Here is a 12,823-nt window from a genome sequence, read left to right on the forward strand (position 1 = left end):
CTGGCTTTACCACAGATGCCAATGGAGTTCCTATCCCCGGTGTTCGTATTGAAACGACGAACTCCGGGTATGGTAATGAAATCGACGGTGTTCAAGAGCATTGGTGGTTATCTCACACTGAGAATAGCGTGATTTCCGATGCAAGCGGATTTTACTCCATGTGGCTCTTCACACAGTATGACGATGGTTACAGCCCAAGCTATGTGTTAACTATACTGCCCCCAGAAAAAAGTGGTTTTTCTATCACACCGATCAGTAACTACGAGGTTATACTTGGTCAACAGCTCGGCATCATCATGCCTTTCAACGACACCACAGCACCGGTATTTATTGGCGGACCATTTGTCTCAGATATCTCATCAACTTCTGCAGTAGTCAGTTGGGAAATGGACAAACCGGTGATCGGCAGCGTCAGTTGGAATAGCTCCGTTCTCGAGAGTCCAACGCCAAGCCGGACGCACACAATGTTTCTTGAGGGTCTAACCCCAGATACAGAATACTCAGTGTGGGTAAATACAACCGATCAAGCTGGGAATCAGTCTGAGCCTCGTCTGCTTAACTTCAAGACAAGCGCTGAGTCAAACGAACGTGAACCAGTTATTATTGCTGGGCCAATCGTGACAGCGATTACTCACAACTCCGCAATTGTGCAATGGGAAACTGACAAAGCAGCAACTTCACGCTTGTCTGGTGATATCTCGGTTGCAATTAATGAGTTCACCACCTTACACCAAATAGAACTTACTGGTTTGAACAGCGATACTCTCTATCAATTATGGGTCTATTCTGAGGACAACGCTACTCGCCGTTCTGAAGAACGTAGCCTTGAATTTCGCACACGGATGGCACCGGACACGACAGCACCTGTCATCACTGAGGGTCCTTGGTTTACCGATATAACCGCAACCGGCGCAACCGTGATGTGGCGAACTGATGAACCAGCCACCAGCGGCGTCTCCTACAACGACGGCGAAGCGCATGGTGTCTTAACCGATGATACTCTGCGAATGGATCATAGTATCCGGATGTCGAACTTAACGCCTGATAGAACTTATTTTGTCACTGTGTCATCGACGGATGCTGTCGGCAATGGTCCCACATTATCGGAAACCATCGAACTCGTAACGTTGCCAGCGTTTGATTCTGACGCTCCCCCTGCCTTCACTCAAGCTCCTGATGTGTGCAATGTGAATCATCAATTGATTCAAATTTGCTTCCGCAGTGAACGTCCAGTGAGTGCCGTAATTAAGTACGGTGTTGCTCCGGAGCAGCTTGAACACCAGGTCGTGCGCTCACAGTCGATTCGTAATCACACCATTCCGATTACTGGGCTGAACGCCGACACCACTTACTATTTCAGTGTCACTGTGCAAGATCACCAAGGGCAGCAAACTGAAAGTGACCTAATTAGTGCGACAACGTCGGCAAATGCGACAAGCTCACCTTTGCTATTCGTTCGCCAACCTGAAATCAGTTATCAAGGTCATGACCGTGCCGTCGTCTCTTTCATGACCAACCTACCGACTGACATCATTGTTGAGTATGGGATTAACGATTATGCCGAACGCGTCGTGATGACGGAACGCAAGCGCAACCAATCCTTGGTGTTAAGTAACCTCGAGCGCGGACAAAGCTATCAATTCCGTTTAGTCGCGAGCGATATCAACGGCAACACCATCGAGTTTGGTTTCGACAGTCGTGACGAAAGCAATGGCATACTAGCACTATCCAGTTCTGCATTGACCTCCGGCACACGTTTTACAACTCGTCCAGAAGCCGACGAGCAAGCACCACTGTTCATTGCAACACCATCCATCAATCTCGATTTGGATCGTGCTGTTATTCATTGGCAAACCAATAAAATTGCCGACTCCCGTGTACGACTGGGGCGCAATGCTAATGAACTTCGCCGTGCATTCGGAGACATAAGCCACACAGCCGAGCATACCGTGGTTCTAACCAATATCGAGCCAGACCAAACCTATTACTTTCAAGTTATCTCGCGTGATCCTGTAGGTAATGAATTGGTTGGCGAAATACAAAGCTTCAGTACTGCTAACATAGTGACACATACAGTCTCACTCGTTAAACAAGGTGGCGGCGCCGGTTTAGTTCGCGGTTCTGGCTTTGATTGTGGTGAAATCTGCACGCTTGATGTTGCCTCTGGGAGCTCGATCACCTTAAGCGGATTTGCAAACTCCGACTCCAAATTCACTGGTTGGGGAAATCCAGCCTGTGACGATGAGTCAACGAGCTGTACATTGAGTATTGATACCCATACAACACTTTCACCAGAGTTTTCGCTGCTCGAAAATGAACCAACAACTTATACCGTGACCTTCTATGACTGGGATAATCGGATATTATCAACCCAATCCGTAATCGCTGGTGAAAGTGCAATAGCGCCAGAAAACCCAAATCGTGAGGGGCACACTTTCGTAGGTTGGGATGTTCATTTTGAGACGGTATCTGCCCATTTAGATGTAACCGCACAGTACGAGATCAATACTTTCACGGTTCGATTTTTGGATTGGGATAGCACCGTCATTACAACTCAATCCGTGAATTGGAACGAATCAGCAACTGCACCAGCGGATCCTGAACGTGAAGGCTATACGTTCAGTGGTTGGGACGTTAACTTTGATGGCATTACCAGAGATCTAGATGTTAATGCACAATATGAAATCCAAACATTTGTGGTTTCTGCCATAGTTATCCAAGCCAACGACTCAGGCACAGTTACACCGATAGCTCAACACGTTGTATATGGTGGTAACGCGACCTTTGCAGCCATAACGACTACTCGATTAGGGCTTAAGCCTGTGACGACCAACTGTGGTAGCGAGGTGTTCCAAGAGGGTAATTTGTACCGGGTGGAAAACATTACCGCCGACTGTCAGGTACTCTTTGAGTTTACCCAACAACGACGTCGTAAAAGTATAATTCTGCTCTTGATCAATGTATTAGAAGAGTTAGAGCAACCGTAATTGACCCACCATCAAAGAGGCCTTCGGGCCTCTTTACCTATTTCAAATTGATAGAAATCCGCAATCAACCGTGAATTTCCTCACTTAATCTCATAACACTAGCCAAAGTCACCAGATTCAGGTTTGATGGGGGTTTGTATCACACCTCAGGGAGACCTTAACATGGCACGACTGATCAGTGCAGTTGCACTTTTGTGCTTGCTCGTGAGCAGTGTCGCTGTTGCCAATCCGGTGCATACCGGCTATCAACAGCCTGCTCAAGAAATTATTGATATCGTTGACGCAGCACCAGCGCCGGGCGCAAGCATTAGCCCGAATGGCGATGTGTTATTAATTCTCGATTATCCAGCCCTACCAACTTTGGTAGACCTCGCCGCCAATGAATACCGCCTTGCCGGCATGCGGATTAATCCAGACAACCAAACCATGAGCCAAAGCCGCTATGTTTCCAGCTTCCGCTTATTGAACATTGCCGACGGTAGCAGTCGCGACATTCGTGGTTTACCCACCAATATGCGTGCAACCGGGATGAGCTGGTCACCTGACGGTAAAACCATTGCGTTCCTCAACATGGAAGAAAACGGCACCTATCTATGGCGTATCGATGTTGAACGTGGGCGCGCGAGTCAGTGGACTAAATCAGCCGTCAATGCGGTTTGGGGTTCTCAGCTCGAATGGAGCCACGATTCTCAGTCGCTTTACACTCTCCTTGTCGACAGTAAGCGTGGCGCCGCGCCGCAACGCTCGCGCGTGCCTGCAGCACCGGTCGTGACTGAGTCACGTGGTCGCTCAGCACCAGCACGGACCTACCAAGATCTTTTGGCCGACAGTCATGACGTCGCTTTGTTTGACTACTACTTTGCTAGCCAAGTTGCGCGCATTGATCAGCGTGGCCGTGTCCATAATCTTGGCAACGTTGGCGTCATCAACAACATCAGTTTGTCACCAAACAGCGAATATTTGTTAGTGACCGAACTGCAAAAGCCGTATTCGTATGCAGTTCCACACTTCCGCTTTGCCCGCAACACCGTTGTTTGGGATAAAGCCGGTAAACCGGTCTATACCGTTGTTGAACAAGATGTTGCCGACAACTTACCGATTGGTTTCGACGTCGTCGTCCCCGATCGCCGCAGCATTAGCTGGCGCAATGACGCCGACGCAACCCTAGTTTGGGCGGTTGCCGGTGACGGTGGTAATTCACGTGCACCTGCGGACGTGCGTGACCGCGTGTACCAATTGCCTGCACCATTCAGCGCTGAACCAAAGTTGCTGGTCGAGCTGGAAACCCGTTATGCGCGTCTATTAGCAGCCGATGGCGAGACCGCGCTCGTGTGGGAACGTTGGTGGGCTGAACGCCAAGAGCGTTTATGGCGGATTAGTCCAGACGGCGACGCAGAACCTGTTCTGGTATGGGAGCGTGCCTATGACGACAGCTACAACGATCCGGGTCAACCCTTAACGACCACCTTAGAAAACGGTCGCCGGGTTCTTTTGGTCGATGACGGCCATTTATTACTCACTGGCACAGGTGCTTCTGACGAAGGCGATCGTCCGTTTATCGACCGTCGCAATCTTATCAGTGGTGAAACAGAACGCCTATGGCGCTCTGAGGCGCCTTATTATGAGCGTCCATGGTCATTAGTTGATTTAGAAAATAAAGTCTTCTTGACCCAACGTGAAGGTGTCGACACGCCGCCTGACTTCTACCTTCGCAACTTAAGCGATGATAGTCTCACCGCGCTGACGCAAACGCCGCACCCAATGCCGCACACGCTCGAGATTACCCGTGAACTGGTGAACTATGAACGTGCCGATGGGTTGGCAATGTCAGCCAACTTGTTCTTGCCCGCCGGTTACGATCAAGAGCGCGACGGACCACTGCCAACGATTGTTTGGGCCTACCCACGTGAATATCGCAGCGCTGCAGCTGCGGCACAGGTGAGTGGATCACCCTATCGCTTTATCCGCATTAGCTATTGGAATCCGCAGTTCTTAGCAACACAAGGCTACGCGGTATTCGATGCGGCCACTATGCCGATTGTCGGTGAAGGCGACGAGTTGCCCAACGATACCTTTATTGAACAGCTCATCATGAACTCAGAAGCAGTGATCAACTATGGTGTTGAGCGTGGTGTCAGTGATCGTAACCGGTTTGCCCTTGGTGGCCACTCGTACGGCGCATTCATGACCGCCAACGTACTTGCCCATTCAGATTTGTTCCGTGCCGGTATCGCACGCAGTGGCGCCTATAACCGCTCGTTAACACCATTTGGTTTCCAACGCGAAGAACGCACGATTTGGGATGACCCAGCCCTGTATCAGCGGATGTCTCCTTTCTTTGCTGCGCATCAGTTGAAAACACCTTTGTTGTTAATTCATGGTACCGATGACAACAACTCGGGTACCTTCCCGATGCAAAGTGAGCGTTTGTATCAAGCAGTAAAAGGCAATGGTGGTACGGTTCGCTTAGTCATGTTGCCACTTGAATCACACGGCTATCGTGCCCGTGAATCTGTGCTGCACATGCTGTGGGAAACGGTTGAGTGGCTTGACGAGTTTGTCAAAAACGCTGAATAACGACAGTGCCGTTTCAGTTCTACAACAACCAGCGCTTCGGCGCTGGTTTTTTTATTGTCGATCCAAACGTTGGCGCATGAGATACAAATAGACGTCGGGCAGCACACCAATCTCATGTTGTTGCCAAAGCGTTACGTAGCCGACCGGTCGCCAAGCATAGAAATCCGTGCCTTCGCAGGTGGCCACCGGATGTAAGCCAATTTGCAAGGGGTCGCGAGAGCCTAAACGCCAACGATCGTCCGCAAGCTTTTCAGCGATCGGCTGTTGTAACCTGTGCTGCCAAGGTAATGACTGCGTTAGCTCCACAAGCGTCTTCGAATCAACAATCGTCGATTCAGTGATAACCAAGTTCAGGGCTGAAAAGTTAAATTCACCGGCACAGAATCGTGACGCCAAATCCTCACTCATTGCGTATTCATCAGCGATACCTAACGTATGTCCCAATTCATGAGCCAGCACGCGTGGGCGTGCATTACGATCGACAAACACTAAGCCGTTGCGGGTATTGGCAATACCATCGTCGGTGAGCACAACATCGACTTGCTGGGCGGCATTCCACGGTGGCTGCTGCCAAACCAAATCATAAGCGCTCGGATCCGCTAATTGACAGGACGACCGCCCTTGGTTTGATTCACATTCGTCTTGCCACACCGAGGTAATCAGACGACCACAAAATTGAATCGTGTCGTGCTGCGATTGATAAAGACTTTGGGTTTGTTCAAGCCATTCTTGGCTGCGTTGTAGATCCGACAAACGACCATAAACATTCAGTAAAACATCACAGCCCGCGTCAACCGGTAATGCAAGAGGCGCTTGTTTAATCGCTGCTATCGTCAGCTCTGTTGGCGGACTAGCCAGGGACTCTGCCTCTGAGTAGCCCCCCCACCAAGCAGCAAAGGCTGCCGTTCCAAGCGCAGCCCCAAGTAGCGGCCAGCCGATACTAATCCTCGAGTCGTTGGCGGAGCTTTTGAATTTCGGTGCGGGCATAGCGATGCTCTAAATAGCTATAAGCATTCGTAGCTAATGAAAGTTTAAAATAATTAATCGCGCTGTATGATTGACCGCGGGCAGCCGCGACTTTCCCCATGTAGAAATAGGCCTCACACAAGTTATGGTTAAGCCCTTCTTGATCATAGCTGCGCTCGAACGCACTGCGAATCAATTCGTCTTCCGTTAATTCGCCAAGAATATAAGCAATAATGTCCTGTCCCCACTCGTTTCCTGTCGCATTTGGCCACTGTGAGCGCAATAATTCCTCAGCCCGCCCACTGTCGAGTTGACGGCCGGCAAAGTAATACCAAATTGAGCGAAAGGGGTCTGCTGTATCTTGAAAATAAAAGTCGGCAAAGTCAGTATGGGCTAAATGATATTGCCCATTGTAATAAGCCGCAAGACCTCGATTTAAATACACATAATCATGATCAGGTGCGAGTTCAATGGTGCTGTCAAAGGCTTCAAACGCAGCTTGATACTCACCCATGGCCGTGAGGTAGATTCCCATCACATGATAGGCATCGACGAGATCTGGCTTTAATTCGAGTGCTTGATTAATATCCACCATCGCCAATGTACGCAAGCCGACACGATCATAAGTGACCGCCCGACGGTGCAAAATCTGCGCCCGCTGATCGTCGGTCATGTCAATCGTTTGCAACACTTCATTGAGTTGCAACAACTCAATTTCTAAGCTTTGATTAATGGGTAATGGCTCGACCAAATAGAGATTCGGCTCATAATATTCAGCATCAACTGTCGCGGGCGCAGAGGATTCCTCAGCACTACTTAACCCATTGCTGCTAGCACATCCTGAGAGCATTACAACCAGCGCTATTGCACCCAAATCACGCAGTTTTTTCACGTTCTTCTCCAGTTCTCGAACACTTCACTCATTAAATCACATCCGACCGACAGCGACTAGCGAGTACTGATAAATTAATCGAAAGCCGTCACCCGAACTTGATCAAAGTAGGCGCAATCAAGTTTATACTCACCCGCTTCATCGCGCGGAGCCCACTCTGGTGAACTACCGCCATGAAACGTGCTAAATAGAAATTGCTGAATTTGACTCGCATCACTCATCTGACTACGAAAACGAAGAGCTTGATGGTCAATCAGTTGTTGATCATCCACAAAAACCTGCATTGAACCATCGGCCAAGTCAGCGGCCGAGTTTAAAGTCACCCGGATTTTGACCTGATAATACTCCCCCGGTTGGAATTGAAAGTCAGGCGCTGTTTTAGTGTCGCCGTAGCGCCCAGGCTGATCCTGGTGATAAACATAAGTCTGAAGTGTACCATTCGCACGCCACATTAAGCGCGCACTCCAGCGCTCAGGCTCGACCGGATTACCGCCAGCAACGGGCTGTCGCGGGCCTAAACCATGCAACTTACCACCGCGCGCGAAATCAAAACCATCACAAAACTGCACGGCAAACTCGAGCTCGGCTTGTTCACTGGCACCTGCAAGCGCTACGTTTCTAACCACGCGCGCACTCCCGCGTTCATTGCCTTGATAAGAAACTCGAATACCACCACTTCCATCAACACCTTGCTCAGGTACAAAATCGACATAGCGATGGGCGATTAATCGTGCTGCTGCAGGCTGACCCGGTTGCTCAAACTCTTCTTCCAAAAGCAGACGCGAGGCTGGCAACCCGGATGGTTGGGCATCAGCGTGAAAAACGTCGACATCGCTGGCTGGGAGCGCAACTAGCTCACTTACATCGTAATCGCTATAGCGAATTTGCAGGGTGATACCGAGTATGGGAAACACCACTCCGAGCAGAATAAACTTACGCATTTACGTCCTCATTTCTTCGTTAGCAAAAGAAAAACGCCATGAACAAGACTGCTCATGGCGTTTTATCTTAACAAGTTTTAACGCAAACTGTTACTCAGCGTCTTGCTCAGCTGGAGCTTCAGAAGACTCTTGCGCTTCTTTCATGCTCAAACGAACACGGCCTTGGCGATCGATTTCAAGAACCTTCACCTTCACCACTTCGCCGACTTTCAAGTAGTCATTCACGTCTTCAACGCGCTTGTCGCTAATTTGTGAAATGTGTACTAAGCCGTCTTTGCCTGGCAATACTGTTACAAACGCACCGAAATCAACGATACGTGCCACTTTACCTTCGTAAATGCGGCCGACTTCAACTTCTGCGGTCAAGGCTTCGATACGTTTAACGGCGGCTTGTGCTGAAGCATCGTCAGTCGCTGCAATTTTGATCGTACCGTCGTCATCAATTTCAATGGTCGTGCCGGTCGACTCAGTCAACTCACGAATAACCGCGCCACCTTTACCAATCACATCACGGATCTTCTCAGGGTTGATCTTCATGATGTGGAAGCGTGGTGCGAAGTCAGAGACGTCTTCACGAGCAGAGCTAATGGCTTGGTCCATGACTGACAAAATGTGCAAACGGGCCGCTTTCGCTTGTGCCAACGCTTTTTCCATAATGTCTTTGGTAATGCCTTCGATTTTGATGTCCATCTGCAATGCAGTCACACCATCAACACTACCCGCTACTTTAAAGTCCATGTCACCTAAGTGATCTTCATCACCTAAGATGTCAGATAGAACAACGAAATCGTCGCCTTCCTTAACGAGACCCATTGCGATACCAGCCACTGACGCTTTAATCGGTACACCAGCGTCCATCAACGCCAAAGACGTACCACACACAGAAGCCATTGAACTCGAACCGTTAGATTCAGTGATTTCCGAAACTACACGAATGGTGTACGGGAATTCTTCTGGGCTTGGCATAACGGCTAAGACACCGCGCTTCGCTAAACGACCGTGACCGATCTCGCGACGCTTCGGTGAACCAACCATACCCGTCTCACCCACACAGTACGGAGGGAAGTTATAATGCAGCATGAAGCGATCGGTGCGTGCGCCCATAATCTCGTCAATGTTCTGCGCATCACGCTCAGTACCCAGTGTTGCAGCAACGATAGCTTGGGTTTCACCGCGAGTGAACACAGCAGAACCGTGAACGCGTGGCAATACGCCAGTTGCAACGTCAAGTGCGCGAACCATATCCGGTTCACGACCATCGATACGCGGCTCACCAGCGATAACACGACGACGAACCACTTGTGATTCGAACTCGTGGAAAATATCACCGACTTCTTTTTCGTTGAGCTCGGCTTCGTCCGCTTTCAGGGCTTCGATCACTTCTTTCAGTGCCACGCCTAATGCGTTTTTACGCTCAACTTTATCGGTAATGCGATACGCTTCACCGATTTTGCTTTCCGCTAGTTCTTTGATCTTAGCAATCAGTGGTTCGTTTTTCGCAGCCGGTGCCCAATCCCATTTCGGGGTGTTCACTTCAGCGGCAAATTCATTGATTGCAGAAACAACCGCTTGCATTTGCTCGTGGCCGTAGACCACCGCACCAAGCATCACTTCTTCGCTCAACAAGTTGGCTTCTGACTCAACCATCAAGACTGCAGCTTCAGTACCTGCGACAACTAAGTCGAGGCTTGAATTTTCAAGTTCTGATTTGGTTGGGTTTAACGCGTACTCGTTGTTGATGACACCAACACGTGCTGCACCGATTGGACCATTGAAAGGAATGCCAGAAATAGTCAATGCCGCAGAAGCACCAATTAAGGCAACAATGTCAGGATTCACTTCAGGGTTCAACGACATGACTGTCGCAACGACCTGCACTTCATTAAAGAAACCTTCAGGGAAAAGAGGACGAATTGGACGGTCGATGAGACGACAGGTCAACGTTTCATTCTCTGATGGGCGGCCTTCACGTTTGAAGAAGCCACCTGGAATTTTACCCGCAGCGTAAGTACGCTCTTGGTAGTTTACGGTCAACGGAAAGAAATCTGCGTCTGGACGCGCTTCTTTTTTGCCAACCACAGTCACTAAAACTGTAGTGTCGTCCATACTTACCATCACTGCTGCTGTCGCTTGACGCGCAATCGCACCAGTTTCTAAAGTGACAGTGTGCTGACCATATTGGAATTGCTTAATAATCGGATTCACGTTTGTTTTTCCTTTACCTACTTAATTTCGCCCATTCTTGTCCCGGGCCCTGTGCTTTTTTCTACTTTCACGCTGCATTATAGCGGAATAAGCAAACCTAAAGAAAGCAAGTGTGCAATCTTTCAGCAAAAACCTATTCACAAACCTAAAATAACAAAGGGGCCCTGAGGCCCCTTTGCATGTATTCTGTTAGCGACGTAATTCAAGACGCTTAATCAGGTCTACATAACGCTCTTCATTTTTGCGCTTTAAGTAGTCCAACAACTTACGACGTTGGCTTACCATGCGCAGCAGACCACGACGTGAGTGGTGATCGTGCTTGTGCTCTTTGAAGTGACCTTGCAAGTGGTTGATTTGCGCAGTTAACAGAGCGACCTGAACTTCAGGTGAACCTGTATCGCCTTCGCCACGCGCGTAGTCGGCTACGATTTGAGCTTTTTGAGCAGCTGTTAGTGACATAATGTTACTCCAGTTTTGATGATGCCCGAGCCGATCACTAATTCAGCCCAAGCGGGAGCGCGAATTATACGCACCTTACGGCGCAATTACAACACCACCACGCGCTTCGGCCAATATAAACCATCGCTTTCGCGACGCTCGCCAACGCCCAAAAATACCGCGTCACTGTCACGCCGGATGCGTAAAAAAGAATCCGTCGAATCCGCTGCGACCGGTTGGCCATGTAAGAAACCACCGGCGGCCTTATCACTTACCCGCACTTCAGCCAGCTGCTGTACCGGTGCATCGACCGGCAAGAGCAACGCATCCATCGCGCGATAATCAAATTCAGCAGGGTCTTCACGGTCCGCAACCATCGCCTGTAATTCAGCCAAGGAATGCATCGCGTCCGCCGGATAGTCGCCAACTCGAGTACGGTGCAAGCTTTTCACATAGGCACCACAGCCAAGTGCTTGGCCGAGATCATCCACCAAAGAACGAATATACGTACCTTTACTACAATGCACATCAAGGGTGACAAATGGCAACTCGATAGCAACGACATCGATCGAATAAATCGTAATCGGACGCGCTTTGCGTTCTATCTCAATGCCGCGGCGCGCATAATCATACAGCGGAGTACCTTCATGCTTCAGCGCCGAAAACATCGACGGCACCTGCAAAATGTCGCCCACAAAAGGCTCAATTGCCGCGCGCACATCGTCAGCGGTTACATCGACAGCACGTTGTTCAACAATTTCACCGTCAGCGTCGCTGGTATTCGTGCGAATACCCAATTCAGCCACCACACGATAGCCTTTGTCGGCATCCAACAAAAACTGAGCAAACTTCGTCGACTCACCCAAACACACCGGCAGCATTCCCGTTGCGAGCGGATCCAACGCGCCCGTGTGTCCAGCTTTTTGCGCATAGAAAGCGCGTTTCACTTGTTGCAGTATTCGATTCGACGACTCACCCGACGGCTTATCCACCAAGATCACACCATCGATCAGTCGCCCTCGCGTCCGTCTTGCCACAGCTTATTCCTGTTCGTCGTCTGGATTCTCTTGCGCGCGCTTTTCGTCACTTTCACGCGCTTCACGTACTAAAGTCGCCATCCGGATACCTTCCATCAAGCTTACATCGTGAACAAAACGCAACTCCGGCGTAACCCGAGCTTTAATACGCTTACCCAACAACGAACGAATATAACCCGCCGCTTCATTGAGTACATCCAGCGCCGCCTTGACCTGCTCCTGATCGTCTTGCAAAAAGGTCACAAAAACCTTGGCATAACCCAAGTCCTTCGACACTTCAACATCATTCACCGTCGGCATCACAACCCGCGGGTCCTTGATCTCCCGCTGCAAGATCATCGCAATCTCACGCTGCATCTGCTGCGAAAACCGATCCGTACGACTAAATTGCTTCTTCATAAATACTCCTCAATCCTGTCTGGTGCCTCGCAGTCGGGCTCTGGGGCGACTTACTTGCGCAATAGCCTGCCTGCGCAGTTGTCGCCCTAGTAGCGCGGTTGTCGCCCTATCAGCCTCTAAGCTCCCGCATTGCTAGGCTACCTGATACTCAACACCGTGCAAATATTAAAAGCCATCAACGCTGAGCGGAGACCGACTCAATAACTAAAAGTGGCATGCGTATAATCAGTCGAACTATAAAGGCTACCGAGCACAGAGAGAGAAGCAGTTTGGCAAAGTGTCCGAGCCATGGATGGCGAGGCCAAGCCCCCATGGATGGGTTTACGGCGTCTTTGCCAAACTGTTTCTCTTGTCGTGCGTAAGTAGCCTAATCCTCGATCT

The 12,823-nt window shown here is 49.8% G+C and carries 9 protein-coding genes; 2 read left to right on the plus strand and 7 right to left on the minus strand.

The window, feature by feature from the left end; translation table 11 throughout:
- Both LAT77_RS11320 and LAT77_RS11325 read left to right on the plus strand, forming a co-directional pair.
- A partial coding sequence (locus LAT77_RS11320; protein WP_290564677.1) for an InlB B-repeat-containing protein occupies nucleotides 1-2,987 on the plus strand: 2,987 nt, incomplete at its 5' end.
- Between the two features lie 162 nt (nucleotides 2,988-3,149).
- Nucleotides 3,150-5,564 (plus strand): prolyl oligopeptidase family serine peptidase, encoded by a 2,415-nt coding sequence (locus LAT77_RS11325; RefSeq protein ID WP_290564678.1) that lies wholly within the window; start codon nucleotides 3,150-3,152, stop codon nucleotides 5,562-5,564.
- 51 nt (nucleotides 5,565-5,615) lie between these two features.
- Here the strand turns inward: LAT77_RS11325 and LAT77_RS11330 are convergent, their stop codons facing one another.
- The 7 genes from LAT77_RS11330 to rbfA all read right to left on the minus strand — a co-directional run bounded on the left by LAT77_RS11330 (nucleotide 5,616) and on the right by rbfA (nucleotide 12,442).
- Nucleotides 5,616-6,551 carry a hypothetical protein gene (locus LAT77_RS11330; protein WP_290564679.1) on the minus strand — a complete coding sequence of 312 codons (936 nt, stop codon included), beginning with the start codon at nucleotides 6,549-6,551 and terminating at the stop codon, nucleotides 5,616-5,618.
- Entirely contained in the window at nucleotides 6,505-7,422 is a 918-nt protein-coding gene (gene nlpI, locus LAT77_RS11335; RefSeq protein WP_290564680.1) for a lipoprotein NlpI, read from the minus strand. Before nlpI ends, LAT77_RS11330 begins: the two co-directional genes overlap by 47 nt.
- A 74-nt stretch (nucleotides 7,423-7,496) precedes the next feature.
- Nucleotides 7,497-8,363, minus strand: a complete 867-nt coding sequence (locus LAT77_RS11340) for a polysaccharide lyase (protein WP_290564681.1) — start codon at nucleotides 8,361-8,363, stop codon at nucleotides 7,497-7,499.
- A gap of 90 nt (nucleotides 8,364-8,453) precedes the next feature.
- A complete protein-coding gene (gene pnp, locus LAT77_RS11345; protein ID WP_290564682.1) occupies nucleotides 8,454-10,568 on the minus strand; it encodes a polyribonucleotide nucleotidyltransferase in 2,115 nt (704 codons plus the stop codon).
- A gap of 189 nt (nucleotides 10,569-10,757) precedes the next feature.
- Complete coding sequence (rpsO, locus tag LAT77_RS11350; RefSeq protein ID WP_126791365.1) at nucleotides 10,758-11,027, minus strand: 30S ribosomal protein S15; 270 nt, start codon at nucleotides 11,025-11,027, stop codon at nucleotides 10,758-10,760.
- 86 nt (nucleotides 11,028-11,113) lie between these two features.
- Entirely contained in the window at nucleotides 11,114-12,043 is a 930-nt protein-coding gene (truB, locus tag LAT77_RS11355) for a tRNA pseudouridine(55) synthase TruB (RefSeq protein WP_290564683.1), read from the minus strand.
- 3 nt (nucleotides 12,044-12,046) lie between these two features.
- Nucleotides 12,047-12,442, minus strand: a complete 396-nt coding sequence (rbfA, locus tag LAT77_RS11360; protein ID WP_290564684.1) for a 30S ribosome-binding factor RbfA — start codon at nucleotides 12,440-12,442, stop codon at nucleotides 12,047-12,049.
- Nucleotides 12,443-12,823: the final 381 nt, after the last annotated feature.

Source organism: Aliidiomarina sp. (assembly GCF_022565475.1).
In the GTDB taxonomy this organism is placed as follows: domain Bacteria; phylum Pseudomonadota; class Gammaproteobacteria; order Enterobacterales; family Alteromonadaceae; genus Aliidiomarina.

What these genes read in the sequence shown, in the direction of transcription:
- rpsO (WP_126791365.1), bottom strand. Translation starts at nt 11,027, where the DNA reads ATGTCACTAACAGCTGCTCAAAAAGCTCAAATCGTAGCCGACTACGCG.
- LAT77_RS11340 (WP_290564681.1), bottom strand. Translation starts at nt 8,363, where the DNA reads ATGCGTAAGTTTATTCTGCTCGGAGTGGTGTTTCCCATACTCGGTATC.
- LAT77_RS11325 (WP_290564678.1), top strand. Translation starts at nt 3,150, where the DNA reads ATGGCACGACTGATCAGTGCAGTTGCACTTTTGTGCTTGCTCGTGAGC.
- LAT77_RS11330 (WP_290564679.1), bottom strand. Translation starts at nt 6,551, where the DNA reads ATGCCCGCACCGAAATTCAAAAGCTCCGCCAACGACTCGAGGATTAGT.
- rbfA (WP_290564684.1), bottom strand. Translation starts at nt 12,442, where the DNA reads ATGAAGAAGCAATTTAGTCGTACGGATCGGTTTTCGCAGCAGATGCAG.